This window comes from Pseudomonas sp. Tun-23181 (genome assembly GCF_057415455.1).
On the sequence record NZ_CM171630.1, the window covers coordinates 4470019 to 4494684 of the forward strand.

Below are 24666 nucleotides of genomic sequence, written 5' to 3' on the forward strand. Positions count from 1 at the left end.
CCCAGATGGTATGCCCCTCAGCATTAATCTCATGACAGCCTTATGCTATCGTTGCGGCAATATCTGAAAGGATTTTGAGAGATTTCTCACATGATCGTGGCTGTCCCGCCCTGGGGACGAGTGACGGGCCGTGTACTTTCGTTGCTGATGGGCGTCCTGCTGCTATTCGCTGGCCCCGCCCAGGCAGACACCCCCGCGACCGCCATCCAGGCGCAGCAACGAGCCAAGGCCGTGACCCAGGTAGTACTGGGCATTCTCAGCTATGCGCGTTGGCCGGTGGAACCTGTGCCCCTGCGCCTGTGCCTGGTCGGCCCCACCGAATACGCCGACGACCTGATCAAGGGCAACGTGCAGAACTCCGGCCAGCCATTGCAGGTCCGGCGCCTGCTGGCCGACGATGGGCGCATTGCCGGCGCCTGCGATGCCGTCTATATCGGCAAGCTCGACAGGGGCGAGCGTGATCGCCTGTTCCAGGCGATCAGCGGCCATCCGGTCTTGAGCATCAGCGAGGCCGACGATCCCTGTACCGTGGGTAGCCTGTTCTGCCTGCGGGTCGCTGACGCGCAGGTGGCCTTCGAGGTGAACCTCGACTCGGTGGCGCGCAGTGGCGTACGTATCCACCCCAGCGTGTTGCAGCTGTCTCGACGGCGGGCGGTGCAGCCATGAAGTCGACGACCAAGCGGGCCACTCGCCCGACCCTGCGTTCCGTACTCGGCCGCGGCCACCTGGGAGTGGCCCTGCTGGCGGTGGGCCTGGTCGGGGTCTCCCTGACCCTGCTGGGCGTGCTCGCCCTGCGTGTCTATGCCAATCACAACCTGCACCTGATCGCGCGCTCGATCAACTACACGGTGGAAGCCGCCGTGGTGTTCGATGACAGCCCCGCGGCCAACGAGGCCCTGGCCGTGATCGCCGCCACCGAGGAGGTGGCCGACGCCAAGGTCTTCGACAGGGAGGGCGAGCTCCTGGCGCACTGGCAGCGTGCCGAGGATGGGATGCTCAGTCACCTGGAAGCCAAGGTGGCCAGCGCGCTGCTGGACGAGCCGATCAACCTGCCGATCATGCATGGCCAGCAACAGGTCGGGCATATGGAGTTGGTCGGCCAGGGGCGCAACCTGCTGCGCTTCCTGCTCAGTGGCCTGGCCGGGATCCTCTTTTGCACGGTCCTCAGCGCCGTCCTTGCCATCCATCTGTCGCGTCGCTTGTTCGGCAATATCATCGGCCCGCTGCGCAGCCTGGCCAGCGTGGCTCATGCCGCCCGCCGCGAGCGCAGTTTCGACCGGCGCGTGCCCGAGGCGCAGATCGCCGAGCTCAACGAGTTGGGCAACGACTTCAACGCCCTGCTCGATGAACTGGAGGTTTGGCAGAGCCACCTGCAGAGCGAGAACGAGACCTTGGCCCATCAGGCCAGCCACGACAGCCTGACCGGCCTGCCCAACCGTGCCTTCTTCGAAGGGCGCCTGAGCCGTAGCCTGCGCAACGCGGCCCGGCAGCAGGAACACCTGGCGGTGCTGTTCCTCGACAGCGACCACTTCAAGCAGATCAACGACAGCCTTGGCCATGCCGTGGGCGACGAGGTGCTGGTCAGTGTCGCCAGCCGGGTGCGGGCGCAGTTGCGCGAGCACGACCTGGTGGCCCGCCTGGGCGGTGACGAGTTCGCCGTGCTGCTGACTCCGCTGCATTCGCGGGAGGACGCGCAGGGTATCGCGGAGAAGATCGTCGACAGCATGACGCTGCCGATCCAGCTGGAGAACGGCAGCATCACCACCTCGCTGAGTGTCGGCATCGCCTATTACCCGGACGATGGCGACGACCCCGCCAGTCTGCTCAATGCCGCCGACGCGGCGATGTACCAGGCCAAGCGCATGCGCCGTGGCCATTGGCAAGTGGCCCAGCCGGAGCGCTGAGCCGCTGATGTTAAACACAGGAGCTTAATCGTGATTCACCGTTTTCCGTCATTGCGTTTTCCTTGCTTGGCCATGTTGCTGGTGCTGCTGGCGCTGGCTGGCTGCCAGAGCGTGCCACCCAAGGGCCTGACTGCCGAGCAGATTGCCGCGCTCAAGCGCGAGGGCTTCTCGCCGACCGATGAAGGCTGGGCGTTCGACCTGTCGGGCAAGGTGCTGTTCGGCAGTGACCTGGACAGGCTCAACAGCCAGAGCCAGGCCATCGTCGAACGCATCGGCAAGACACTGGTGGCGGTGGGTATCCCGCACGTACGCATCGACGGCCATGCCGATGCGTCGGGCCGCGCCGCCTACAACCAGCAGTTGTCCGAGCGCCGGGCGCAGAGCGTGGCGCGGGTGCTGGTCGGTATCGGCATGCAGCCGCAGAATATCGAGACCCGAGGCCTTGGCAGCAGCCAGCCGGTGGCTGACAACCGCACCCGCTTGGGGCGAACCGAGAATCGCCGGGTGTCGATCGTGGTGGCGTCGGACTGAGTGGCCTGGGTCGCGAAGCGGCCCCAACAGGGTTGTAAAGCCTGAGACGGCAGCCCCAGGCTCACGTGTGGGCAAACCGCATCTCTCGGGTTTCCCCCATCAACAACGGCGCATTGGCCTCGGTCACCTCGCGAATGTAGTCCCACAGCAAGGTGATGCGCTTGAGCTTGCGCAAGTCCTCCCGGCAGTACATCCAGAACTGCCGGGTGATATCCACCTCCACCGGCAGCACGTTGATCAGCCGAGGGTCCTGGGCCGCCAGGAAGCACGGCAGGATGGCCAGCCCACGCCCCTGCAGCGCAGCCGTGTACTGGGCGATCACGCTGGTGCTGCGCAGGTGGGCATTGGCGTTGGGGATCAGGTTGGCCAGGTACAGCAGCTCGGAGCTGAAGGCCAGGTCGTCGACATAGCTGATGAACGGATGGCGCACCAGGTCGGCGACCTGGCGGATCGGCTCGTGGCTGTCCAGGTACGCCTGGGTGGCATACAGCCGCAGGCGGTAGTCGCACAGCTTGCAGCACACGTAGGGCCCATGCTCGGGACGCTCCAGGGCGATGACGATGTCCGCCTCGCGCTTGGACAGGCTGATGAAGTGCGGCAGCGGCAGGATGTCCACCGAGATGGCTGGGTAGGCGTCGACGAAGTGGCTCAACTGCGGGGTGACGAAGAAACTGCCAAAGCCCTCGGTACAGCCCATGCGAACATGCCCCGACAAGGCCACACCTGAGCCGGACACCTGTTCGCAAGCCATGTGCAGGGTGCTTTCGATCGACTCGGCATAGCCCAGCAGGCGCTGGCCCTCGGCGGTGAGGACGAAGCCGTTGGTCCGCGATTTCTCGAACAGCAGCGTGCCCAGCGCCCCCTCCAGCGAGCCGATGCGCCGCGACACCGTGGTGTAGTCCACACCCAGGCGCTTGGCTGCGCTACTGGCCTTGCGGGTGCGCGCCACTTCCAGGAAGAACTTCAGGTCGTCCCAGTTCAGCGAACTCAGGGAGGTGAGGTCTTTTTGCATGATGATCCGGTTTTTTTGTGCGTTCTTGTTGGATGTTTGCACATCTATACTCGAAACAGACCCAAGAGCGCCACCTCGCGTTTGCCCGGCGCTGGCGATCTCGTCCCGACAATAATTCCAAGGAGAGCGCAGATGAACGCACCCCACACCCCCGACCAGGCCAAGGTCGAGCAGGTCAAGCTGCTGATCGACGGCCAGTGGGTCGAGTCCAAGACCACCGAGTGGCGCGATATCGTCAACCCGGCCACCCAGCAGGTGCTGGCACGGGTGCCGTTCGCCACCGTGGAGGAAGTCGATGCCGCCGTGGCGGCTGCCCAGCGCGCCTTCGCCACCTGGCGCGAAACCCCGATCGGCGCCCGCATGCGCATCATGCTCAAGCTGCAGGCGCTGATCCGCGAGCACACCAAGCGCATCGCCCAGACCTTGAGTGCCGAGCAGGGCAAGACCCTGGCCGACGCCGAAGGCGACATCTTCCGCGGCCTGGAAGTGGTCGAGCACGCTGCGTCCATCGGCACCCTGCAGATGGGCGAGTTCGCCGAGAATGTCGCCGGCGGCGTGGACACCTACACCCTGCGTCAGCCGATCGGCGTGTGCGCTGGCATCACCCCGTTCAACTTCCCGGCGATGATTCCGCTGTGGATGTTCCCCATGGCCATCGTCTGCGGCAACACCTTCGTCCTCAAACCGTCCGAGCAGGACCCGCTGTCGACCATGCTACTGGTGGAGCTGGCGCTGGAAGCCGGCGTGCCGGCCGGTGTGCTCAACGTGGTGCATGGTGGCAAGCAGGTGGTGGACGCCATTTGCACCCACCCGGACATCAAGGCGATCTCCTTCGTTGGCTCCACCGAGGTCGGCACCCACGTCTACAACCTGGCCAGCCAGCATGGCAAGCGCGTGCAGTCGATGATGGGCGCGAAGAACCACGCCGTGGTGCTGCCCGACGCCAACCGCACCCAGACCATCAATGCCCTGGTCGGAGCTGCCTTCGGCGCGGCCGGCCAGCGCTGCATGGCCACCTCGGTGGCGGTGCTGGTGGGCAAGGCCCGCGAATGGCTGCCGGACATCAAGGCCGCGGCCAGTCAGCTCAAGGTCAACGCCGGTTGCGAGCCGGGCACCGATGTCGGCCCGCTGGTTTCCAAGCGCGCCAAGGAACGTGTGCTGGGCTTGATCGAAAGCGGCATCGAGGAAGGCGCCACGCTCGAACTCGATGGCCGCGACGTCAAGGTACCGGGCTACGAGCAGGGCAACTTCGTCGGCCCGACCCTGTTCTCCGGCGTGACCACCGACATGCAGATCTACACCCAGGAGATCTTCGGCCCGGTGCTGGTGACCCTGGAGGTCGATACCCTCGACGAGGCCATCGCCCTGGTCAACCGCAACCCGTTCGGCAACGGTACCGGCCTGTTCACCCAGAGCGGCGCGGCGGCGCGCAAGTTCCAGAGCGAGATCGACATCGGCCAGGTCGGCATCAACATCCCGATCCCGGTGCCGGTGCCGTACTTCAGCTTCACCGGGTCCCGTGGCTCCAAGCTGGGCGACCTGGGCCCGTACGGCAAGCAGGTGGTGCAGTTCTACACTCAGACCAAGACCGTCACCGCCCGCTGGTTCGACGACGACAGCCTGGGCGACGGCGTGAACACCACCATCAGCCTGCGCTAAGGAGATCGCCATGCGCATCGCATTCATCGGTTTGGGCAACATGGGCGCGCCCATGGCCCGCAACCTGATCAAGGCCGGGCACGCATTGAACCTGTTCGACCTGAACAAGGCCGTGCTCGCCGAACTCGCCGAGCTGGGCGGGCAGGTCAGCGCCTCGCCCAAGGACGCTGCCGCCAACAGTGACCTGGTGATCACCATGCTGCCGGCTGCGGCCCTTGTGCGCAGCGTCTATCTCGGTGACGACGGCGTGCTGGCCGGCGTGCGTCCCGGCACGCCGACCGTGGATTGCAGCACCATCGACCCGCAGACCGCTCGGGAGGTGTCGAAGGCCGCGGCGGCCGAGGGCGTGGACATGGGCGATGCGCCGGTGTCCGGCGGTACCGGGGGCGCCGCGGCCGGCACCCTGACCTTCATGGTCGGGGCCAGCAACGAGCTGTTCGCCACCCTCAAGCCGGTGCTGGAGCAGATGGGCCGTAACATCGTGCACTGTGGTGAGGTCGGCACGGGCCAGATCGCCAAGATCTGCAACAACCTGCTGCTGGGCATCTCGATGATCGGCGTGTCCGAGGCCATGGCCCTGGGCAATGCCCTGGGCATCGACACCCAGGTGCTGGCCGGCATCATCAACAGTTCCACGGGCCGTTGCTGGAGTTCGGACACCTACAACCCATGGCCGGGCATCATCGAGACCGCCCCGGCGTCGCGGGGCTACACCGGCGGCTTTGGTGCCGAACTGATGCTCAAGGACCTGGGCTTGGCCACCGAAGCGGCGCGTCTGGCCCACCAGCCAGTGATCCTTGGCGCCGTGGCCCAGCAGCTGTACCAGGCCATGAGCCTGCGTGGCGAGGGTGGCAAGGATTTCTCGGCGATCATCGAGAGCTATCGCAAGAAGGATTGATGCGCGAGGTGGACTTCATCGCGGGCCAGGTGGCCTTCCCCATGTAACTGCGCACCTTGGGGAAGGGCATCTGCTCCGCGATTTTTTTGCCGTCCGGGAAATGCATTCGATTGATGGACCGCTGCAAGTGGGCTGCTTTGCAGCCCATCGCGGGCAAGCCCATCCAGAGGCCCTGCAGGGCCCAAGAGCAATCAGGCGAAGACGAAGTACTTGCGTACGGTCTCGACCACTTCCCAGGTCCCCTTCATCCCTGGTTCGATGACGAACACGTCACCGGCCTTCAGGTGCTTGGGCTCCTCACCTTCCGGGGTGACGATGCAGTAGCCGTCGAGGAAGTGGCAGTACTCCCACTTCTCGTAGTTGACCTCGAACTTGCCAGGGGTGCAGATCCAGGTGCCCATGATCTTGCTGCCATCGGCCGACAGGTAGGCGTTGAGGTTGACCGTGTGCGGATCGCCGCCGATGCGCTTCCACTTGGTGGCATCGACCACGGGGGTCGGGCAGGTTTCGCGTAGGACGGTGATGAAGTCGGACATGGCAGGGCTCCAGGTGAATGGCTGAATGACGCATCACCATAGGGGCTGTGGCTGAGGGGGAGTTGCCTGGGCTCGACGCCCAAGTGCCTGGACGCGCTATCGGGGGCTCGCCAGCGCATTCACTTCCACGGTGACATGGGCCAGCTCCTCATGGACATCAAGTACCCGGCGAACGTCGTCCGCATCCAGTGGCGCGCGGGTCGCTAGGCTGAGGATGCAGGCGTACTGGTCCTTGCCGACGCGCCACACGTGCAGGTCGGTAATGGTGGCGGGCATCGGCAGTTGTGCCACCGATTCGCGGATCTCCTCGACCACCGGCGCATCCATCTCGGCGTCCAGCAACACCCGCCCAGTGTCGCGTAGCAAGCCTCGGGCCCACCATGCCACCAATACTGCACCCACCAGGCCCATCACCGGGTCGAGCCAACCCGCGCTCCAGAACTTGCCCGCCAGCAGGGCGATGATCGCCAGTACCGAGGTGGCAGCATCGGCGATCACATGCAAGTACGCTGAACGCAGGTTCAGGTCGTGGTGATGACCATGGTCGTGATGATGGTCGTGGCGGTGGTGATGGTGTGAGTGATCGTCGCGCAGCAGCCAGACGCAGATGAGGTTCACCGCAAGGCCCGAGGTTGCGATGGCGATTGCCTGGTCATAGTGGATCGGGCCCGGTGCCAGGAGTCGCTCGACCGACTGGAAAGCCATCAACCCCGCAACGCCCAGGAGTAGCAGCGCGCTGGAGTAGCCGCCGAGGATCTCGATCTTCCAGGTACCGAAGGCGAAGCGCCGATCGCCTGCATAACGCCGTGCGGCGGCATAGGCCAGCAGTGAAAGCCCCAGGGCCAGGGCGTGGGAGCTCATGTGCCAGCCGTCGGCGAGCAGGGCCATGGAGTTGAAGAACCAGCCCCCGGCGATTTCCACCACCATCATTACGGCGGTGAGCCATACCGCCAGGCGTGTCTTGCGTTCTGCGCCCAGGTTGCTGGTGTGGAACTGGTGACTGTGCAGCCACTTGTCCGAGGTTTGCTCCACCATGGTTTATCATGCTCCGCAAATGATCGAAAATATACTATACCCCAGTATACCTACCATGGTGCGAGACTGAATGGCACATACTGTCAATGGCAAGAAGCAATTGCTGACCCGCGTGCGCAAGATCAAAGGCCAAGCGGCGGCTCTGGAAACTGCGCTGGAGCAGGACAAGGACTGTCTAGCCATCCTGCAGCAGATCGCTGCTGTACGGGGGGCGGTGAACGGGTTGATGGCTGAGGTAATGGAAGGGCATATCCGCGAGCACTTGGTGGCGGACGGGCTGAGTGCTGAGGCGCGGCAGGAAGAGGTGGACAAAGTGGCGTCGTTGTTGCGGTCTTACCTCAAGTAATGAGGTCGAGGGCTGCTGTGCAGCCCATCGCCGGCACGCTACACAATGGGCAGTGGTGTTCACGCATCAATACCCCCAAGGGGTATCAACTACCTCACGCCCACCAATAGCGCACGAAATGGAAGAACACCGGCGCCGCGAAGCACACCGAGTCCATGCGATCGAGCATGCCGCCATGGCCCTCGATCATGTGCCCCCAATCCTTCACCCCACGGTCGCGCTTGATCGCCGACATCACCAGCCCGCCGAAGAAGCCCATCGTGTTCACCGTCAGGGCCATCAGCGCGGCCTGCCAGAAGCTGAACGGGGTGATCCAGCACAGCAGCGCACCGACCAGGGTGGCCAGGGCGACGCCGCCGGCCAGGCCTTCGACGGTCTTCGATGGCGACAGGTTGGGTGCGACCTTGTGCTTGCCGAACAGCTTGCCGCAGACGTACTGCAACACGTCGCTGATCTGCACCACGAGGATCAGCCAGGCGATCAGCAGCAGGTTGCGGCCTTCATAGCCGGGGATGTCCAGGGTCATCAGCGCCGGCACCGAGGACAGGCAGTACACCGCGATCATCAGCCCCCACTGCACCTTCGAGGCACGCTCGAGAAAGCGCGTGGTGTCGCCGCCGAAGCTCGCCAGGATCGGCAGGAAGAGGAACAGGTACACCGGGATGAAGATGCTGAACAGGCCGTACCAATCCATGGCGATCAGCAGGTACTGCACCGGTAGCGCCAGGTAGAACGCTCCCAGCAGCGCCGGGTAGTCGCTGCGCCGGGTCGGGGTGAGGGTCATGAACTCGCGCAGGGCGTAGAACGAGACGAAGTAGAACAGCAGGATCACGCCGTACTTGCCGAACACGAAGGCGAGGCCGATCACCAGCACCATCACCCACCAGGCGTTGATACGTGCGTTGAGGTTGTCGATCACCGCATGCGGCGCAGGGCCGGCACGCCACTTGAGCAGGCGGCCGATCACGCTGGCGAGCAGCAGCAGGGCGCCGATGCCGGCGAACAGGGAAAGGGTGTTGTCGTCCATTTCAGGCATCCTTCGGGGCCAGGTTCAGCAGGGCCTGGCTGGCCCGCTCGAGAAAGGCCTGCTTGCTTTCGTCGGCCTGCAGGCGGATCGGTTCGCCGAAACTCAAGGTACACAGCAGCGGCAACGGCAGGGCACGGCCCTTGGGCATCACCCGGTTGAGGTTGGCAAGCCACACCGGGACCAGTTCGATGTCGGGGTTGGCCGCTGCCAGGTGGAACAGGCCACTCTTGAACGGCAGCAGGGGCTCCTCGCCCAGGTTGCGGGTGCCCTCGGGGAAAAAGATCAACGAGTCTCCCTGGGCCAGGGCATCCAGCACCGGTTGCAGCGGGTTGTCGTGGGGGTTGCCGCCCTGGCGGTCGATGAGCACGCCGTTGAAGACCTTGCGGATGAGGAAGTCGCGGATACCGGGCTTGCTCCAGTAGTCGGCACCGGCCACTGGACGCGTGCGGCGGCGCAAGGGCTCTGGCAGCGAGGCCCAGAGCAGCACGAAGTCGCCGTGGCTACTGTGGTTGGCGAAGTACAGGCGCTGCACCGGTTGGGGTGTGCAGCCCAGCCACAGGGCGCGTGCGCCAGTGATCAGGCGCGCGGCGCAGGTGATGGCGAAGGCGGTCAGGGCGGCGAGCATGGCACGTTCTCATCCAGTGAAAGGGAGTGTCAGCAGGGTAGCGAGGGCCAGTAGGCCGTGGCCGCTTCGTACACCATCAGCCTGCCCGCTGCGCCAGGCTGACACTGAAGATGCCCCATTCGTCGATGCGCTGGGCGATCTTGCGAAAGCCTGCCGCCTCCACCAACTGGTCCATCTCTGCCTGGCTGCGGCGGCGCATCACCCAGGCCTGGCCGTCGCGGTGGCTGGTCAGGGCGCGGGCGATCATCTCCAGTTGCGGGTGCCAGGGCTGGCCGGTGTAGACCAGGTAGCCGCCAGGCTCGACGGCATCGGCCAGGCCTGCCAGGGAGTTGCCCACCAACTGATTGCTGGCGAACAGCTCGTAGAGGCCCGAGACCACCGCCAGGGTCGGACGTGGGTCGAGGGCGGCCAGGCCTTGGCGGTCGAAGGCGTCGCCTTGGACGAAGCGGGCGATCTCGTCCAGGCCTTTCTCGGCGATCAGTGCGCTGCCTTGCTGCACGTTCAGTTCGCTGTAGTCGCGCAGCAGGATCGAGTCGGGCAACTGTTCCAGGCCTTGCAGGGCCTCGAGGATGTAGCGGCCATGGCCGGCGGCGATATCGACGATATGCACCCTGCATTGCTGCGCGCGCAGGTGCTGGATGGCCAGGCGCAGCAGTTCCTCCGCATGCTGCTTGCGCTGGCGGATGCCGCGCCAGCCGATGGCATCGAGGTAGTTGCGGTCGATCCATTCGCCCAGCTTGCCCTTGCCGCAGGGCTGGTTGCGGTAGACGTAGTCGAGGGTGCTGCCGGAGTCGAAGCCGGTTTCGAAGCCCAGCTTCACGCCGTCCGAGAAGCCCTTGCCCAGGCGCAGGCCGGCACGGGTGGCACGCCAGTAGAGGTCGCGGGGCGAGTGACGCGGCAGCGGTGCGGCCAGGCACTCGGCCTCGGCGCAGCTGGCGCCGACCTTGTCGGCATCGAGCAGCGAAGGCCGCGGGGCGGGGGCGTCGAAGCAGTGTTCGACGAAGCGCTGGATACGCGCCAGGGCGTGGCCGCGATCACGTTCGCCGAGGGTGTCGTGGAAGAAGCCCGGGAGGATGTGCAGTTCCTTGCGCGTGCTGCCCAGGCGCTCGAAGAAGCGCTCCTGCGGCTTGCGTTCGACCACCAGGTCGGTGCCGGAGACCAGCAACTGAGTCGGTACCTGGATCGCCTGGGCATCGGCGAGCACCCGCTCGGCCGCCTCGTACAGGCCCAGCAGCATGGTCACCGAGATCGGTCGGCTGATCAGCGGGTCGGCCACGTACGACATGACCCGCTCCGGGTCATGGGTGAGCAGGCGCGGCTTGACGTAGCTGTTGACGAAGAAGTTGCCACGCAAGGCCTTCAGCAGTTTCAGCCCTGGGCGGGCGAAGGGCACGTAGAGCTTGACCTTGAAGGCCGGCGAGGCGAGCACCAGGCAGCGTACCCTGGGCGCATAGTCATGGGCCCAGGTGGCCACCAGCACGGCGCCGACGCTCTGCGCCAGCACCACCATGTCCTGCTCCGCGATGCCGTGCTGGGCCTGGATATGCTCGATGAAGGTCTGCACGTCGCGCACGCTGGTGGCGAAGCTCGGGCTGTCACCACGTGCGCCCGGCGACTGGCCGTGGCCGCGGGCGTCCCAGGCGAAGAAGTCGTAGCCGGGCATGTCCAGTTCGTCGGCCAGGTGGGCCATGCGCCCGCCATGCTCGTGGCCGCGGTGGAACATCACTACCGCCCGGCGCGGCTGGTGTTCGTTGCGGGTAGCGGGCCAGTGGCGGTAATGCAGCTCGACACCGTCATGGGTCGGGAAGTGCAGCGATTGCGCTTGGCGCATGGCGAAGGTCCTTGTCCGGCGAGGTCAGCGGGTTTCGGCCAGCCCTTGGCGAACCCGGTTGTAGAGGGTATAGAGCGAGAGCGCCAGGATGACCAGCAACAGGCCGTCGATCCATGCCGCATTCAATACCCCGAAGGCGACTCCGGCCCCCAGCACGCCGAAGGCAAACGCCCGGTCGCTCTTGCCCATCGGCCCGTCGTAGCGCCGCGAGGCTCCGGCCAGCGGCCCCATCACCCCGGCGTATTCGCTGATCAGCGATGCCAGCACGACCAGCACCACCAGGGTAGACGACACACCCGGCAGCAGGGCGAATGGCAGGTACAGCGCGGCATCGGCGATCAGGTCGCACAGTTCGTTGAGGTAGGCGCCCAGCTTCGACTGCAGGCCGAACTCCCGGGCGAGCATGCCATCGACCGCATTGAGCGCCATGCGCAGCAGCATCCAGATCGGAACCAGGATGAACAGCCAGGCCATGTGGCTTTGCCAGGCCAGCAGCAGGCCGAGCAGTACCGATACGAGCGCGGCGGCGACGGTGACCTGGTTGGCGGTGACGCCACGCTCGTACAAGCGCTTTACCGCAGGGCGCAGCAAGGCTTGGAAGCGGGGTTTTAGCTGGTAGATGGATGGCACGGTGAGCTCCCTGTCATGGTGCGGCTTCAAGGCGCAAACCTAGAGGATTATTTTGTGTAACGGCAAGCGCGATATTCCAACGGTGTGAAAGGATCGATCAAGCGGGAACGGAGTCAGCGGCTTTGTGTAAACGTGATTTTTGAATTGTAAACAATGCTGGTTTACAGTTTAAAAATAGAGTTTACAGGGGCTGGTATGGACAATCTGCGAAAGGAAGTCGGGGCTTATCTGGAGTCGATGCTGGGTGCCAGCGTCCAGACCAGGATTTCCCTGCTGAAACTCCCGTTTCATATCAAGGATGCGTACCAGCCAGTCGAGGTGAGATTGGGGCTCGGCTCGTTAGCGGATCTGGAACTGCTCTTGCTGGTACCGCGAGAGAGCCGCTATCCAGGCGTGATAGCCCTGAACAAGCATCTCGACCAGATCCGCAAGGCGACGGACGCGACTATCGTGCTGGCTTTCGCCTCTCTTTCCGCCCATGAGCGACGCAGCCTTATCGGTCATCGGATCAATTTCATCCAGCCACGCTATCAGATGTTCATCCCCGAGATAGCCATTGACCTGCGCGAGCGCTTTCGCCAGCGCAAACCCGTGCTGTCCGGAGCCGGCCTGTTGCCTGCGACCCAGGCGGTTCTCTTGCAATGCCTCTATGGGGGCTGGGCTAGCCATGACGTCTTCTCTTCGGTCGACATCCTTGGGGAATACACCTACAGCCGGGTCACCTTGGGCAAGGTGCTTGAGCAACTCCAGGCCCTTGGGTTGCTTGTACCGGTGGCCGATCGGGTGAACATCAATCGTTACGAATTCAAGGCTTCTGCGCCGGAAATTTTCAGCCAGGCCAGGCAGTATTTCCGTTCGCCTGTAAAGCGAAGGGTTTTCATCGATTCGACGTTGCAATTGGGTAACGGTGTGTTCCTTGCCGGGGAAGCGGCATTGGCCGAGTACACATTGCTCGCCGCACCTGGCCGGCCTGTTTATGGCATGACCCGGAAGGTTTTCTCGCGTCTGGAGGGAGAGGTTTTCAGGGTCACTGAGGATGTCGACCAGATCAGGGCAGAGGTTGAAGTCTGGTCATACGCTGGACTGCCGAACGAGGCCAATCTGGCCGACAAGGCCTCATTGCTGTTGAGTCTCGAAGAAAACCCCGATGAACGTATTCAAATGGCATTGGATGAAATCAGGGAGAGTATTCATTGGCTATCAGGGGACTAGAGCTATTCGCTGAGCATTTCAAAGGATACGGCGATCAGTACGTCATGATCGGTGGCGTGGCGGCTTGGCTGGTGATGGACGAGGCGGGCGGTGAGTTCCGAGCCACCAAGGATCTCGACATCGTGCTGATCATCGAGGCACTGGATGCCGCTTTCGTCAATCAATTCTGGCACTTCATTCGCGATGGCGGTTATCGCGTCAGGCAGCGCAGCGGAGACCGGCCGATCCTCTATCGGTTCCAGAATCCTGCGAAGGAAGCCTATCCTGCACAGATCGAGTTGTTCTCTCGCAAGCCAGAGGGGCTTGGTCACGAAGAGGGTGAAACACTGACGCCCATTCCCTCCGGCGAGGCAGTCTCCAGCTTGTCGGCAATTCTTCTCGACGACGCGTACTACGCGTTTCTGCTGGAAGCTCGCCAAGTTGGCAGTGATATCACGCATATCGGTGCGTCATGCCTCATCCCGTTCAAGGCCAAGGCATGGCTGGACCTGTCGAGGCGAAAGGACGCCGGTGAGCAGGTGGATAGCAGGAATATCCGCAAGCACAGGAACGATGTCCTTCAATTGAGTTCGTTGCTTTCCGAAGAGCCGATACCGCTGCCAGAGGTACTTCAGCAGGATATGGCGGTGTTTCTTGAGCGCATTGGAAAAGAGCAGGTCAGGCTCAAGGACCTGGGGCTTTCAGGTGAGCTGGAAACCTATGTCGAGCGATTGAAGGCAATATTCGGCGTGACGACCAGAACGGCAACGCAGCCTTGATGTGGTTAGCAACGTGCTCGCGGTTGCAGCGGGACCGGCTGAGACGAGTCTCACTCTGTCTCCAGTCGCCTTGCCAACGCCGCCGCATAGCCTGGCAATGCCTCGAAGTCCCGGGCACACAGCAACAACTGGCGATTGGCCCAGTCTTCGGTCAAGGCCGTCCAGCACAAGGGTAGTATCCCTTCCCAGCGGTGCACGGCAGCCAATGGCACCACGCCGATCCCAGCCCCTCCGGCGACCATGCGCAGCACACCATCGAACCCCTCGGCCCGCACCCGTACCTGCATGCGCCGCCCTTCGCGCAGGGCTTGTTCCTCCAGGTACAGGGCCAGGGCACTGTTGGCACCCAGGCCGACGTGGCCATGGGCGAGGCTGTCGACGAAGGTGGGTGCGTCGTGTTTGGCCAAGGGATGGCCGAGGGGCATCACCAGCACGAGCGGATCGGCGCGAAACGGCCGGGTCTGCAAATGCTCGTTGGGCGCAGCGGTGGAGATGATCCCCAGGTCGGCCATGCCTTGGCTGATCGACTGCACGATGCGCAGGCTCGGCAACTCCTGCACATCCACGCTGACCCCAGGGTGCTCGACGAGGTACGCGGCCAGCAGTTCCGGCAGGTATTCGGTCAGCGCGGCGGTATTGCACAACAAGCGCACCTGGCCCTGTTGGCCTTGGGCGTACTGGGCCAGGTCGTATTGCAGGCGCTCGACCTGTTGGCCGATCAGCCGGGCATGCTGCAACAGGGCCTGGCCGGCTGGGGTAGGCTGCACGCCACGGCGATTGCGCTCGAGCAGGGGAATGCCGAGGGACGCCTCCATGGCGCGGATACGGGCGCTGGCGGCGGGCAGCGACAGGTGGCTGCGGCGGGCGCCGGCGGTGATGTTGCCGCATTCCAGGGTGTGCTGGAACAGCGTGAGGTCGGTCAGGTCGAAATGCATCAGCCTCTGTCCTGGCAAGAGTCTGGCTGAGTATATGGCAGATTTTCCCAAGCCCCCGGGCCGGGCACCATGGGTCCATGAATACTGTCCTCGAGTTCTACCAGAACATGGGCCTGGCACTGTCGCTGCTGGTGCTCCTGACCTTCTTCCTGGCCGGCGCGGTCAAGGGCGTGATCGGCCTCGGGCTGCCGACCATCGCCATGGGCATGCTGGGCCTGGCTATGGCGCCGGCGCAGGCTGCTGCCTTGCTGATCGTGCCCTCCACCGTGACCAACCTCTGGCAACTGGCTGCCGGCGGGCACCTGCGCGTGCTGCTGCGCCGATTGGCCGGCATGTTGTCGATGATCTTCGTCGGTACCTTGCTCGGCAGCGCCTGGCTGGGCATCGACAGCGGCCCCTGGGCGGCGCATGCACTGGGTGGGGCGCTGCTGGTGTATGCCTTGTACGGGCTGGTGGGGCCGACAGTGTCGGTGGTGCCGCGGCGGGAGTGGTGGTTGGGCCCGTTGTGTGGCCTGGCGACGGGTGTCGTGACGGCGGCGACGGGCGTGTTCGTGATGCCGGCGGTGCCCTACCTGCAGAGCCTGGGGTTGTCGCGCGACGAGATGGTCCAGGCCCTGGGCCTGGCGTTCACGGTTTCCACCTTCGCCCTGGCCTTGGGCCTGGCAGGGCAGGATGCGCTGGGTGGCCAGGCACTGGGCGCATCACTGCTGGTGCTGGTACCCGCCCTGCTGGGGATGCTCGGCGGCCAGTGGCTGCGCCAGCGCATCAGTGCCCCGCTGTTCAGGCGCTGCTTCTTCATCGGCCTGGCGCTGCTGGGGGGGCAGCTGCTGGTCAACGGGTAGCGGAGGACGGGCTGAGCATTTCGATCAGCTGGATATCGAAGTCGCGCTCCAGGTAGTCCATGCGCCGTTCGAAGAACTCGCGCATATGCGGCAGGGCCGAATGCACGTCCAGGTCGGCCTTGCTGGCCCACACCTCGTAGAACACGAACAGGCTCGGGTCTTCCTTGTCGCGCAGCATGTGGTACTCGATGCAACCCGGCTCCTGGCGGCTGGGCTCGACGTAGGCACGGAACAGTCGTTCGAAGGCTTCGGCCTTTTCCGGGCGGGTCTTGGCTTTGAGGATGAAGGCGTATTGCTCGGTCATGGAGAGGGCCTTGGGAATGGGGAGGTGTCAGAGTCTAAGGCAACAATAGGGTTGTCATTCATGATTTGAGCGCAAATGTATTTTGCGTTGGGATCTCTTTTTCCTCCTCCGCTGGATACCTACTCTACCGCCATCCAACTTGACTCGATCGGCGGCTCACTGGCCTCGGATCGACACCACCTTACGAGGCCCCCATGAAAAAGATCCTCCTGCTCAACGGCGGCAAACGCTTCGCTCACTCCGACGGTCGCCTGAACGAGACCCTGCACGATGTCGCCCTGGCCCACCTGGACCGCGCCGGTTTCGACGTGAAGCAGACCTATATCGACGGCGGCTACGACATCCGGGAAGAGGTGGAAAAGTACCTCTGGGCCGATGTGGTGATCTACCAGATGCCCGGCTGGTGGATGGGCGCGCCCTGGACCGTCAAGCAGTACATCGACGAAGTCTTCACCGCCGGCCACGGCAGCCTGTACGCCAACGACGGCCGCACCCGCTCCGATGCTTCGCAGAAGTACGGCAGCGGTGGGCTGGTCCAGGGCAAGCAGTACATGATCTCGGCCACCTGGAACGCACCGCAACAGGCCTTCGATGACCCAGCCGACTTCTTCGAGGGCAAGGGGGTGGATGCGGTGTACTTCCCGTTCCACAAGGCCAACCAGTTCCTGGGCATGAGTGGGCTGCCGACCTTCCTGGCGGTGGATGTGATGAAGCGGCCGGATGTGCCGGCGACCGTGGCGGCCTATGAGGCGCACCTGGACAAGGTGTTCGGCAAGGCCCAGTGATGGGGCCTGGGGCTGCGAAGCGGCCCCCTTGCAGGAACCCCCATCACCGGCTATCAATCACGGCATGCTTCAGCACAGGTCTGATACGTGAAAACCCGATCCGAAGAGCTCCAGGTATTCGTCGCCGTGATCGACTGCGGCTCGATCTCCGCCGCCGCCGAGCAGATCGGCCAGACCCCCTCGGCGGTCAGCCGCACCCTGTCGCGGCTGGAAACCAAGCTCGGCACCACGCTGGTCAATCGCACCACCCGGCGCATGGACCTGACCGAGGAAGGTCGCTTCTTCCTCGAACGCGCGCGGCTGATCCTCGAGCAGATGGACGAGATGGAAGAACGTCTGTCGATGCACCGCCAGACCCCCTCCGGGCGCCTGCGCATCAATGCCGCCGCGCCGTTCATGCTGCATGCCATCCTGCCCTGGATCGGCGAGTTCCGCCGCCAGTACCCAGGGATCGAACTGGAACTGAACACCGACGACCTGATCATCGACTTGCTGGAGCAGAGCACCGACGTGGCCATCCGCATCGGCGAGCTGGCCGACTCCAGCCTGCACGCCCGCTCCCTGGGCTGCAGCCCGGTGCAGGTACTGGCCAGCCCCGAGTACCTGGCCCGCCATGGCACCCCACAGCGGGTGGAGGACCTCGACGAGCATTGCCTGCTCGGCTTCAGCCAGTTGGAAACCCTCAACCAGTGGCCATTGCGTCATGCCGAGGGCGATCGCTGGAGCATCCGCCCCAGCCTGGTCGCCTCCAGCGGCGAGACCTTGCGTCAGTTGGCCCTGGCTGGCGAGGGCATCGTCAGCCTGTCGCACTTCATGACCCACGAGGACATCCGCAGCGGTCGCCTGCAGGTCGTGCTAGGCGAGTTCAACACTGGCTATCGCCAACCGATTCACGCGGTGTACTACCGCAATACCCAGTTGGCCCTGCGCATCCAGTGCTTCCTCGACTTCATCCAGCAAAAGCTGGCGATGTACGCCTGCTCGCTGCCCTGACGTTCATCGACGGTGGAAATTCCCTGGGTGTTTGCGTAGTCCAGAGGCTTGGGCCTTAATGACTGTTCGACAAGAACAACACCAAGGAAAGTGCGCATGCGTATCGTCATGTTCCGGTCCCTGGCCTTCGGGGCCGCGATCCTCAGCTGTTCCTCGGCATTTGCCGTGACCCTCGAAGGCGGTGCCGTGGCCGCCCCCGATGAATATGGCGCACAGGTCGCCGCCGATATTCTGAAGAAGGGCGGCAACGCGGTGGATGCCGCAGTGGCCACGGCCTTCACCCTGGCGGTGACCTACCCCGAGGCCGGCAACATCGGTGGCGGTGGCTTCATGACCCTGTTCGTCGACGGCAAGCCGTATTTCCTCGACTACCGCGAGGTGGCTCCCAAGGCCGCCAGCCGCGACATGTACCTGGACGACAAGGGCGAGGTCATCGAGAACCTGAGCCTGGTCGGCGCCCGTGCCGCCGGCGTGCCGGGTACGGTGATGGGGCTGTGGGAGGCCCATCAGAAGTTCGGCAAGCTGCCTTGGAGCGAGCTGCTGACCCCGGCCATCGGCTATGCCAAAAACGGCTTCAAGGTCGCCGAAAAACAGTACCAGTACCGCGACGACGCCCAGGGCCTGTTCAAGGAGGCCACCAACTTCAACGACTACTTCGCCAGCATGAAGGTCGGCGAGCTGTTCAAGCAGCCGGAGCTGGCGCAGACCCTCGAGCGCATCGCCGACAAGGGCGTCAGCGAGTTCTACCAGGGCCGGACCGCCGACCTGCTGGTGGCGCAGATGCAGGCCGACAAGGGCCTGATCACCAAGGACGACCTCAAGGACTACAAGGCCGTGTGGCGCCAGCCGATGGCCCTCGATTGGCGCGGCAACGTGGTCTATACCGCACCGCCGCCCAGCTCCGGCGGTGTTGCACTGGCCCAGCTGCTGGGCATCAAGGAAGTGCGGGCGGCGGACTTCAAGGGCGTGGCGCACAACTCGGCGCGCTACATCCACCTATTGGCGGAGATCGAGAAGCGCGTGTTCGCCGACCGCGCCGACTACCTGGGCGACCCGGCCTTCACCCAGGTGCCGGTCGCCCGGTTGATCGACAAGGACTACCTGGCCAAGCGCGCTGAACAGGTCAACCCCGATGCGATCTCCGAGACCGACAAGGTGCGCCCGGGCCTGGAGTCGCACCAGACCACCCACTTCTCCATCGTCGACAAGCAGGGCAACGCGGTGAGCAACACCTATACCCTCAACCTCGACTACGGCAGCGGTGTGGTGGTCAAGGGCGCGGGCTTTTTGCTCAACGACGAGATGGACGATTTCAGCGCCAAGCCTGGCGTGGCCAATGCCTTCGGTGTAGTCGGCGGTGACGCCAATGCCATCGCGCCGGGCAAACGCATGCTGTCGTCCATGAGCCCGAGCCTGGTCACCCGTGACGGCAAGGTGACGCTGGTGATCGGCACGCCGGGTGGTTCGCGGATCTTCACCTCGATCTTCCAGGTGATGAACAACCTGTATGACTACGGCATGCCGTTGGAGAAGGCCGTGGCGGCGCAGCGCGTGCATCACCAACTGCTGCCCAAGGACACGATCTACTTCGACAGCTACGCGCCGCTGACCGGGCCGGTGGCCGAGGAGCTGAAGGCGATGGGCTATGTGCTGGAGGACCAGGGCTGGGAAATGGGCGATATCCAGGCGATCCGGGTGACGGGGGACAAGCTGGAGACGGCGTCCGATCCACGTGGGCGGGGTGTGGGGAAGGTTGTCGAATAAGCGTTGGCTGGACTTGGGATGGTGGGTTGAGTGGTCCGCCTCTTAGCTAGCCGTTCCACTCAGCGTAGGTTGGCAAGCGTTGTGAATGTCAGATCGCCGGCATGGATGACTGATGGCACATTGATTGTTTCTAGGCTATTTCTTTTATTGATAGCCACCGTGTGATGGGTTTTATGGGAGTCCTTCTGTTGGGGCTAGGACGCGCAAAACGTTGGCGTTTGGCTGCCTGAGAGAAGTGGACATCATGGATAACAATATAGAAAGCGTTTTGATATGTGATTCTTCATGGTTTCTGGGTTTAGTAGTCGTTTCGGGGGTCTTGGGAGCGATTGGTACGCAAATAGCTTTTCTGATGATGTGGTATGTGAAGGAGTTAATTGTTGCCCAGAAGAAGGGAAGGGCTGTCAGGGAAAGTGCTGGATCAGACGTGCACGGGGAAAATAACAAAGAGGGGCTGTCCGATTTTATTTTTACGGGTGTGCTAACCGGAATTGTCGAGAGATTTTTTTTCACATTGGCAATCGGGCTGCTGGGAACCTCAGGGGTTGTGCAGGCTGCTATTGCATGGGTTGCGATCAAGGGGCAAGTTCACTACAGAATTTTCACCGATGATAAAAGCGGAGATACAGATGGTAGCGGATTGTTACGCGCCTACTTAGGTATGTTCGGCTCTCTGGTTTCTATCTCCTTTGCGATTTGGGGCGGAGTCATATGGCAAGACTGCCATACGCTTTCTGGATCGACGAATTTTTGCCGGGAATTTTTCAGTAGTTTGTTCCAACTATTCTGATGGGCGGGTGTCATGCCAGTCGCATGCTCTTGGGGCCATCGGGTGCGCTGTCGCGCAGAGACATGCGGTTGACGCAGGGCCCTGTAGCGGGCTTGTCGGGGCGCCGAACCGCCGCGAATAGGCCGGCCCTGACACCCCAGGTGTATGACAAGGGCTGCGCCCTTAATTCGCGAGCAAGCTCCCACAGGAACCCTACTAAATCAATAAATTACACCAGGCTCTATGCGGGCAGGGCTTGCCGGCGATGGGCTGCGAAGCAGCCCCTGGTCCTGTCGGTCAAACGCGGAACTGGCTGACCAGCGTTTGCAGGTGCCCACCCAGCCGCGCCAGTTCGACGCTGGAGGCCGCCGTCTCGTCGCTCGCCGTGGCGGTCTGTTCCGACACATCCCGTACATTCAGGATGCTGCGGCTGATTTCCTCGGCCACGGCGCTCTGCTGTTCGGCAGCGGCAGCGATCTGCTGGTTCATCGACTGGATGTTCGACACCGTGCGGGTGATGTTCTCCAGCGACAGCCCGGCCTTGCGCGCAAGCTCCACGCTGCTGTCGGTCAGGGAGCGGCTGCCGAGCATGACGTCGGCCACCTGCTGGGTACCGTTCTGCAGGCTGGCCACCAGCTCCTCGATCTCCTCGGTGGACTGCTGGGTACGCTGGGCCAGCCCGCGTACCTCGTCGGCCACCACCGCGAAGCCACGACCGGCCTCACCGGCGCGTGCCGCCTCGATGGCGGCGTTGAGCGCCAGCAGGTTGGTCTGCTCGGCCACCGACTTGATCACGTCCATGACGCTGCCGATCTTCTGGCTTTCCTGCTGCAGCAGGCTCATGGCCTCGGTGGAGCGATGCACCTCGGCGGCCAGGCGCTCGATCTGGCTGACCGCCTCGCCCACCACGCGATCGCCGGCACGGGCTTCCTCATCGGCGCCGGTGGCGGCATGGGAGGCCTGCTCGGCATTGCGCGCCACTTCCTGGACGGTCGCGGCCATCTCGTGCATCGCCGTGGCGACCTGGTCGGTCTCGACCTTCTGGCTGTTGGCGCCGGCGCTGGTCTGCTCGGTCACCGCCGACAGTTCCTCGGCGGCACTGGCGATCTGCGTGACGCCGTCGCGAATACCGGTGATCAGCTCGCGCAGGGTCACGCCCATGCGGGCGATGCCCTGCTGCAGCACGCCCAGTTCGTCGCGACGGGTGACGCGCAGGTCCTGGGTGAGGTCGCCGCTGGCGATCTTTTCCACCACATCCAGGGTCTCGCGCAGCGGGCGGGTGATCTGTCGGGTGATGAGGAAGGCCGCCAGCACGCCCACCAGCAGTGCCAGCAGGGTAGCGATGGTCTGCAGGCTGCGCGCCTGGGCGCTTTCGTTGTCGCGGCGCTCGAGCTGGATCTTGTACAGCGCATCGCTGCGCTTGACGATATCGGCACCCTGTACGGTCATTTCCGCGCGGGCCACGCCAATCTCGGCGGTGGCGTCGCGGAACTGACGCACGGCATCGCGATAGGCCAGCATGGCACGCTCGAACTGCTGGATAGGCGCGGTCTCGCTCGGCAATTGGCGCTTGAGGCCGTCGATTTGCGCCAGTGCGGCATCGAGCTGGCGCAGGGCGGCCTGTTCGGCATCGGGGGAAAGGTCGGTGATGTAGTTGCGCACGTCCAGGCGCACCTGGGCCAACTGTTGCTCGACCTTGCTGACCACCAGGTACTGCGCCAGGCGGGCGGCATCGTCCTGCGGGCTTGCCAGCACGTCGCGGCCGATCGTCTCGATCGCATCGTGGGCCTGGCTGGCGGTCTGGTCCATGGCCTCACGGGCGGCGAGGGTGGCCTTGTAGCCTTTGCGCATCTTGTCCAGCGAGACCCGGTACTCACTGATGGTCTGGCCCTGCTCGCGCAGCAGCTTGAGGTTTTCCGGGCTCTTGAAGGTGTTGACCAGGTGTTGCTGCTGGGCGCCGAAGGTGTCGAGCTTGTCCAGCACGTTGGCGGCCGAGGTGTCGTCGCCGTTGGTCAGCATGTATTGCAGGCGCGCGACGCGCAGGTTGGTCAGGTCGCTGTTGAGCTGGGTGATGTCGCTCATCCAGTTGCTGCGGTCGATCAGGCTGCCCAGGCTGGTCCAGCCGGTCAGGGCCAGCAGGCCGGTCAGCAGCAGGACCAGGCCGAAGCCCAGCCCGAGTTTAAGGTTGACGCTGATGTTGGCAAACCAGCTGTTCATGCACGCTCTCCCGAAGTGATTTTCGCTCTCTTGATCTCCAACCGCCGGGCGTTTGTTGTTATCAGGTGGGCCCGCTGATTCGTGGAGGGGTTATCGGCAAGCAGGGCCGAAGCTGAAACGCTTTTTCGAGAACATTTGAAACGTTTGCGTGCGGGAGATCGCGGAGGGCGCTCTGCGCCCCATTCGCGGGCTTGCCGGGACGCCGGAGCGCCGCGAATGGGGGGTTAGGTGGGTTTCAGAGGTTGCGTGCGTTGAAGGTATCGCAGCGATTGACGTCGCCGCTGGAAAAACCAGCCTTGAACCAGCGCACACGCTGGGCCGAGGTGCCATGAGTGAACGAGTCCGGCACCACGCGGCCCTGGCCGCGCTGCTGCAGGCGGTCGTCGCCGATGGCATTGGCGGCGCTGAGGGCTTCCTCGACATCGCCCGGCTCCAGCCAGTTCAGGCGTTTCTGCGCCTGGTAGGCCCAGACCCCGGCCAGGCAGTCGGCCTGCAGCTCCTGGCGCACCAGCAGGCCGTTGTCGCCCTCCATGCGCTGGCCACTGCGGCGGGCAGCGTCGACCTGGGCAGAGACCCCCAGCAGGGTCTGCACATGGTGGCCGATCTCATGGGCGATCACATAGGCCTGGGCGAAGTCGCCGGCGGCGGCGAAGCGGGTTTCCATTTCGCGGAAGAACGTCATGTCCAGGTACACCCGTTGGTCGGCCGGGCAGTAGAACGGTCCGACCGCCGAGGAGGCGAAACCGCAGGCCGAGCTGACCTGGCCGCTGAACAGCACCAGCTTGGGGTCGCGGTACTGTTTGCCGGCCTGGGCGAACAGGGCTTTCCAGGTATCTTCGGTGTCGCCGAGGATCGAGGCGACGAACTCGGCCTGCTCGTCGTTGGCCGGCGGTGCCTTGCCACCCGCCCCGGCAGGGACCTGCTGCTGTTGCTGCTCCATCTGGCCGGCGATCTGGCCGAGGATCTGCAACGGATCCTGCCCGGTGATCCAGCCGATCCCCACGATCAGCAGGATCGCGCCAAGCCCCAACCCCTTGCCGCCGCCAAAACGCATGCCGCCGCCACCACCTGCGCCGCGGGCATCGACTACGTTGTCGCTGCGTCGGCCTTTTCGCCATTCCATGAAATGCTCTCCGGAGCGTGAAACATGAAGACAAAGATTAGTTCAGTGTCGCTGCGCCTGTCAGCCGGCGTGTGCATCCATAACCAAAAGGTTATGGATGGTCGGCATGTTTTCAATATTCACGCTGCCCGGCCTGTTCGAAACTGCAGGCCAGCCTGCCACGCACAGGCGACTCCATAATTCCAAGAGAGGAAAACGGCATGCCCGCCCAGGACACCCGCCGCTTCGTGATCCGTGATCGCAACTGGCACCCCAAGGCCTTCACCCCCGACTACAAGACGTCCGTGGCACGCTCCCCGCGCCAAGCCTTGGTGAGCATCCCGCAGTCGATCAGCGAAAGCACCGGCCCGGACTTTTCCCACCTCGGTTTCGGCCCCCACGACAACGATCTGCTGCTGAATTTCAACCATGGCGGCCTGCCGATCGGCGAGCGCATCATCGTGGCCGGGCGTGTGCTCGACCAGTACGGCACGCCGGTGCCCAACACCCTGGTGGAGATGTGGCAGGCCAACGCCGGTGGTCGCTACCGGCACAAGAACGATCGCTACCTGGCGCCGCTGGACCCGAATTTCGGCGGTGTTGGCCGCTGCTTGACCGACCGCGACGGCTACTACAGCTTCCGCACCATCAAGCCTGGCCCCTACCCCTGGCGCAACGGCCCCAACGATTGGCGTCCGGCGCATATCCATGTGTCGATCAGCGGCCCGTCGATCGCCACCCGGCTGATCACCCAGCTGTATTTCGAAGGTGACCCGCTGATCCCGCTGTGCCCGATCGTCAAGTCGATCGCCAACCCCGACGCGGTACAGCGGCTGATCGCCAAGCTCGACATGAGCAACGCCAACCCCATGGACTGCCTGGCCTATCGCTTCGACATCGTGCTGCGCGGCCAGCGCAAGAGCCACTTCGAGAACTGCTGAGGAGCCTGCC

At 63.9% G+C, this 24666-nt stretch carries 25 protein-coding genes and 1 pseudogene; 14 read left to right on the top strand and 12 right to left on the bottom strand.

Annotated elements, in window-relative coordinates; translation table 11 throughout:
* Nucleotides 1-90: 90 nt before the first annotated feature.
* The 3 genes from yfiR (at nucleotide 91) to yfiB (ending at nucleotide 2435) form a co-directional block, all read left to right on the top strand.
* Nucleotides 91-666 carry a regulatory sequestration protein YfiR gene (yfiR, locus tag ACDI39_RS21135; RefSeq protein WP_225790549.1) on the top strand — a complete coding sequence of 192 codons (576 nt, stop codon included), beginning with the start codon at nucleotides 91-93 and terminating at the stop codon, nucleotides 664-666.
* A complete protein-coding gene (gene dgcN / locus ACDI39_RS21140) occupies nucleotides 663-1904 on the top strand; it encodes a diguanylate cyclase DgcN/YfiN (RefSeq protein WP_225790548.1) in 1242 nt (413 codons plus the stop codon). The genes yfiR and dgcN overlap by 4 nt, the downstream gene beginning before the upstream one ends.
* Nucleotides 1905-1976: 72 nt before the next feature.
* Nucleotides 1977-2435, top strand: coding sequence for an outer membrane lipoprotein YfiB (yfiB, locus tag ACDI39_RS21145; protein WP_225790553.1), 459 nt, complete (start codon nucleotides 1977-1979; stop codon nucleotides 2433-2435).
* 61 nt (nucleotides 2436-2496) lie between these two features.
* Here the strand turns inward: yfiB and ACDI39_RS21150 are convergent, their stop codons facing one another.
* A complete protein-coding gene (locus tag ACDI39_RS21150; RefSeq protein ID WP_225790547.1) occupies nucleotides 2497-3447 on the bottom strand; it encodes a LysR family transcriptional regulator in 951 nt (316 codons plus the stop codon).
* 132 nt (nucleotides 3448-3579) lie between these two features.
* Here ACDI39_RS21150 and ACDI39_RS21155 point away from each other — a divergent pair, with 132 nt between their 5' ends.
* Nucleotides 3580-5106, top strand: coding sequence for a CoA-acylating methylmalonate-semialdehyde dehydrogenase (locus ACDI39_RS21155; RefSeq protein WP_225790546.1), 1527 nt, complete (start codon nucleotides 3580-3582; stop codon nucleotides 5104-5106).
* Nucleotides 5107-5116: 10 nt separating this feature from the next.
* On the top strand, nucleotides 5117-6004 hold the full coding sequence (mmsB, locus tag ACDI39_RS21160) for a 3-hydroxyisobutyrate dehydrogenase (RefSeq protein ID WP_486537013.1): 888 nt from the start codon (nucleotides 5117-5119) through the stop codon (nucleotides 6002-6004).
* Nucleotides 6005-6195: 191 nt separating this feature from the next.
* On the opposite strand, the gene ACDI39_RS21165 is transcribed toward mmsB, so the two are convergent.
* Nucleotides 6196-6540: a cupin domain-containing protein gene (locus tag ACDI39_RS21165; protein WP_023631693.1), complete on the bottom strand. Its 345-nt coding sequence runs from the start codon at nucleotides 6538-6540 to the stop codon at nucleotides 6196-6198.
* A 96-nt stretch (nucleotides 6541-6636) separates the two neighbouring features.
* Complete coding sequence (dmeF, locus tag ACDI39_RS21170) at nucleotides 6637-7575, bottom strand: CDF family Co(II)/Ni(II) efflux transporter DmeF (RefSeq protein ID WP_225790544.1); 939 nt, start codon at nucleotides 7573-7575, stop codon at nucleotides 6637-6639.
* 70 nt (nucleotides 7576-7645) lie between these two features.
* On the opposite strand from dmeF, the gene ACDI39_RS21175 reads away from it, so the two are divergent.
* Complete coding sequence (locus ACDI39_RS21175; RefSeq protein WP_225790543.1) at nucleotides 7646-7921, top strand: metal/formaldehyde-sensitive transcriptional repressor; 276 nt, start codon at nucleotides 7646-7648, stop codon at nucleotides 7919-7921.
* A 94-nt stretch (nucleotides 7922-8015) separates the two neighbouring features.
* Here ACDI39_RS21175 and ACDI39_RS21180 read toward each other — a convergent pair whose 3' ends face one another.
* The 4 genes from ACDI39_RS21180 to ACDI39_RS21195 all read right to left on the bottom strand — a co-directional run bounded on the left by ACDI39_RS21180 (nucleotide 8016) and on the right by ACDI39_RS21195 (nucleotide 12034).
* Nucleotides 8016-8948: a phosphatidate cytidylyltransferase gene (locus ACDI39_RS21180; protein ID WP_225790542.1), complete on the bottom strand. Its 933-nt coding sequence runs from the start codon at nucleotides 8946-8948 to the stop codon at nucleotides 8016-8018.
* A gap of 1 nt (nucleotide 8949) precedes the next feature.
* Nucleotides 8950-9573, bottom strand: a complete 624-nt coding sequence (locus ACDI39_RS21185) for a lysophospholipid acyltransferase family protein (RefSeq protein ID WP_225790541.1) — start codon at nucleotides 9571-9573, stop codon at nucleotides 8950-8952.
* A gap of 76 nt (nucleotides 9574-9649) precedes the next feature.
* Nucleotides 9650-11404 (bottom strand): bifunctional alpha/beta hydrolase/class I SAM-dependent methyltransferase, encoded by a 1755-nt coding sequence (locus ACDI39_RS21190; RefSeq protein WP_225790540.1) that lies wholly within the window; start codon nucleotides 11402-11404, stop codon nucleotides 9650-9652.
* A 24-nt stretch (nucleotides 11405-11428) separates the two neighbouring features.
* On the bottom strand, nucleotides 11429-12034 hold the full coding sequence (locus ACDI39_RS21195) for a CDP-alcohol phosphatidyltransferase family protein (RefSeq protein WP_225790539.1): 606 nt from the start codon (nucleotides 12032-12034) through the stop codon (nucleotides 11429-11431).
* 195 nt (nucleotides 12035-12229) lie between these two features.
* On the opposite strand from ACDI39_RS21195, the gene ACDI39_RS21200 reads away from it, so the two are divergent.
* Together ACDI39_RS21200 and ACDI39_RS21205 are read left to right on the top strand one after the other, a co-directional pair.
* On the top strand, nucleotides 12230-13246 hold the full coding sequence (locus tag ACDI39_RS21200) for a hypothetical protein (protein ID WP_225790538.1): 1017 nt from the start codon (nucleotides 12230-12232) through the stop codon (nucleotides 13244-13246).
* Nucleotides 13228-14004, top strand: a complete 777-nt coding sequence (locus tag ACDI39_RS21205; protein WP_225790537.1) for a hypothetical protein — start codon at nucleotides 13228-13230, stop codon at nucleotides 14002-14004. Before ACDI39_RS21200 ends, ACDI39_RS21205 begins: the two co-directional genes overlap by 19 nt.
* Nucleotides 14005-14054: 50 nt before the next feature.
* Here ACDI39_RS21205 and ACDI39_RS21210 read toward each other — a convergent pair whose 3' ends face one another.
* Nucleotides 14055-14939: a LysR family transcriptional regulator gene (locus ACDI39_RS21210; RefSeq protein WP_225790536.1), complete on the bottom strand. Its 885-nt coding sequence runs from the start codon at nucleotides 14937-14939 to the stop codon at nucleotides 14055-14057.
* A 77-nt stretch (nucleotides 14940-15016) separates the two neighbouring features.
* Between ACDI39_RS21210 and ACDI39_RS21215 the strand changes: the two genes are divergently transcribed.
* A complete protein-coding gene (locus ACDI39_RS21215; RefSeq protein WP_410045273.1) occupies nucleotides 15017-15781 on the top strand; it encodes a sulfite exporter TauE/SafE family protein in 765 nt (254 codons plus the stop codon).
* Here the strand turns inward: ACDI39_RS21215 and ACDI39_RS21220 are convergent.
* Nucleotides 15771-16085 (bottom strand): putative quinol monooxygenase, encoded by a 315-nt coding sequence (locus ACDI39_RS21220; RefSeq protein WP_225790534.1) that lies wholly within the window; start codon nucleotides 16083-16085, stop codon nucleotides 15771-15773. The two genes, ACDI39_RS21215 and ACDI39_RS21220, sit on opposite strands and share 11 nt — an antisense overlap.
* Before the next feature lie 194 nt (nucleotides 16086-16279).
* On the opposite strand from ACDI39_RS21220, the gene mdaB reads away from it, so the two are divergent.
* From mdaB to ACDI39_RS21240, 4 genes are all read left to right on the top strand, one after another.
* Nucleotides 16280-16870 carry an NADPH:quinone oxidoreductase MdaB gene (gene mdaB / locus ACDI39_RS21225; protein WP_225790533.1) on the top strand — a complete coding sequence of 197 codons (591 nt, stop codon included), beginning with the start codon at nucleotides 16280-16282 and terminating at the stop codon, nucleotides 16868-16870.
* A gap of 87 nt (nucleotides 16871-16957) precedes the next feature.
* Nucleotides 16958-17863, top strand: coding sequence for a LysR family transcriptional regulator (locus ACDI39_RS21230; RefSeq protein ID WP_486537015.1), 906 nt, complete (start codon nucleotides 16958-16960; stop codon nucleotides 17861-17863).
* A gap of 96 nt (nucleotides 17864-17959) precedes the next feature.
* Complete coding sequence (ggt, locus tag ACDI39_RS21235; protein WP_225790531.1) at nucleotides 17960-19627, top strand: gamma-glutamyltransferase; 1668 nt, start codon at nucleotides 17960-17962, stop codon at nucleotides 19625-19627.
* A gap of 244 nt (nucleotides 19628-19871) precedes the next feature.
* On the top strand, nucleotides 19872-20417 hold the full coding sequence (locus tag ACDI39_RS21240) for a hypothetical protein (protein ID WP_225790530.1): 546 nt from the start codon (nucleotides 19872-19874) through the stop codon (nucleotides 20415-20417).
* 276 nt (nucleotides 20418-20693) lie between these two features.
* Here ACDI39_RS21240 and ACDI39_RS21245 read toward each other — a convergent pair whose 3' ends face one another.
* The 3 genes and pseudogenes from ACDI39_RS21245 to ypfJ all read right to left on the bottom strand — a co-directional run bounded on the left by ACDI39_RS21245 (nucleotide 20694) and on the right by ypfJ (nucleotide 23736).
* Entirely contained in the window at nucleotides 20694-21557 is an 864-nt protein-coding gene (locus ACDI39_RS21245; protein WP_410896988.1) for a methyl-accepting chemotaxis protein, read from the bottom strand.
* 42 nt (nucleotides 21558-21599) lie between these two features.
* Nucleotides 21600-22478, bottom strand: a pseudogene (locus ACDI39_RS21250) (methyl-accepting chemotaxis protein); the annotation flags it as partial.
* 370 nt (nucleotides 22479-22848) lie between these two features.
* Nucleotides 22849-23736, bottom strand: coding sequence for a KPN_02809 family neutral zinc metallopeptidase (gene ypfJ, locus ACDI39_RS21255; protein WP_225790528.1), 888 nt, complete (start codon nucleotides 23734-23736; stop codon nucleotides 22849-22851).
* A gap of 200 nt (nucleotides 23737-23936) precedes the next feature.
* Here ypfJ and pcaH point away from each other — a divergent pair, with 200 nt between their 5' ends.
* Entirely contained in the window at nucleotides 23937-24656 is a 720-nt protein-coding gene (gene pcaH, locus ACDI39_RS21260; RefSeq protein WP_225790527.1) for a protocatechuate 3,4-dioxygenase subunit beta, read from the top strand.
* Nucleotides 24657-24666: the final 10 nt, after the last annotated feature.

Coding starts and splice junctions, on each gene's coding strand:
- yfiR (WP_225790549.1), top strand. CDS start 91: ATGATCGTGGCTGTCCCGCCCTGGGGACGAGTGACGGGCCGTGTACTT.
- dgcN (WP_225790548.1), top strand. CDS start 663: ATGAAGTCGACGACCAAGCGGGCCACTCGCCCGACCCTGCGTTCCGTA.
- yfiB (WP_225790553.1), top strand. CDS start 1,977: ATGTTGCTGGTGCTGCTGGCGCTGGCTGGCTGCCAGAGCGTGCCACCC.
- ACDI39_RS21150 (WP_225790547.1), bottom strand. CDS start 3,447: ATGCAAAAAGACCTCACCTCCCTGAGTTCGCTGAACTGGGACGACCTG.
- ACDI39_RS21155 (WP_225790546.1), top strand. CDS start 3,580: ATGAACGCACCCCACACCCCCGACCAGGCCAAGGTCGAGCAGGTCAAG.
- mmsB (WP_486537013.1), top strand. CDS start 5,117: ATGCGCATCGCATTCATCGGTTTGGGCAACATGGGCGCGCCCATGGCC.
- ACDI39_RS21165 (WP_023631693.1), bottom strand. CDS start 6,540: ATGTCCGACTTCATCACCGTCCTACGCGAAACCTGCCCGACCCCCGTG.
- dmeF (WP_225790544.1), bottom strand. CDS start 7,575: ATGGTGGAGCAAACCTCGGACAAGTGGCTGCACAGTCACCAGTTCCAC.
- ACDI39_RS21175 (WP_225790543.1), top strand. CDS start 7,646: ATGGCACATACTGTCAATGGCAAGAAGCAATTGCTGACCCGCGTGCGC.
- ACDI39_RS21180 (WP_225790542.1), bottom strand. CDS start 8,948: ATGGACGACAACACCCTTTCCCTGTTCGCCGGCATCGGCGCCCTGCTG.
- ACDI39_RS21185 (WP_225790541.1), bottom strand. CDS start 9,573: ATGCTCGCCGCCCTGACCGCCTTCGCCATCACCTGCGCCGCGCGCCTG.
- ACDI39_RS21190 (WP_225790540.1), bottom strand. CDS start 11,404: ATGCGCCAAGCGCAATCGCTGCACTTCCCGACCCATGACGGTGTCGAG.
- ACDI39_RS21200 (WP_225790538.1), top strand. CDS start 12,230: ATGGACAATCTGCGAAAGGAAGTCGGGGCTTATCTGGAGTCGATGCTG.
- ACDI39_RS21210 (WP_225790536.1), bottom strand. CDS start 14,939: ATGCATTTCGACCTGACCGACCTCACGCTGTTCCAGCACACCCTGGAA.
- ACDI39_RS21215 (WP_410045273.1), top strand. CDS start 15,017: ATGAATACTGTCCTCGAGTTCTACCAGAACATGGGCCTGGCACTGTCG.
- ACDI39_RS21220 (WP_225790534.1), bottom strand. CDS start 16,085: ATGACCGAGCAATACGCCTTCATCCTCAAAGCCAAGACCCGCCCGGAA.
- mdaB (WP_225790533.1), top strand. CDS start 16,280: ATGAAAAAGATCCTCCTGCTCAACGGCGGCAAACGCTTCGCTCACTCC.
- ggt (WP_225790531.1), top strand. CDS start 17,960: ATGCGTATCGTCATGTTCCGGTCCCTGGCCTTCGGGGCCGCGATCCTC.
- ACDI39_RS21240 (WP_225790530.1), top strand. CDS start 19,872: ATGGATAACAATATAGAAAGCGTTTTGATATGTGATTCTTCATGGTTT.
- ACDI39_RS21245 (WP_410896988.1), bottom strand. CDS start 21,557: ATGGGCGTGACCCTGCGCGAGCTGATCACCGGTATTCGCGACGGCGTC.
- ypfJ (WP_225790528.1), bottom strand. CDS start 23,736: ATGGAATGGCGAAAAGGCCGACGCAGCGACAACGTAGTCGATGCCCGC.
- pcaH (WP_225790527.1), top strand. CDS start 23,937: ATGCCCGCCCAGGACACCCGCCGCTTCGTGATCCGTGATCGCAACTGG.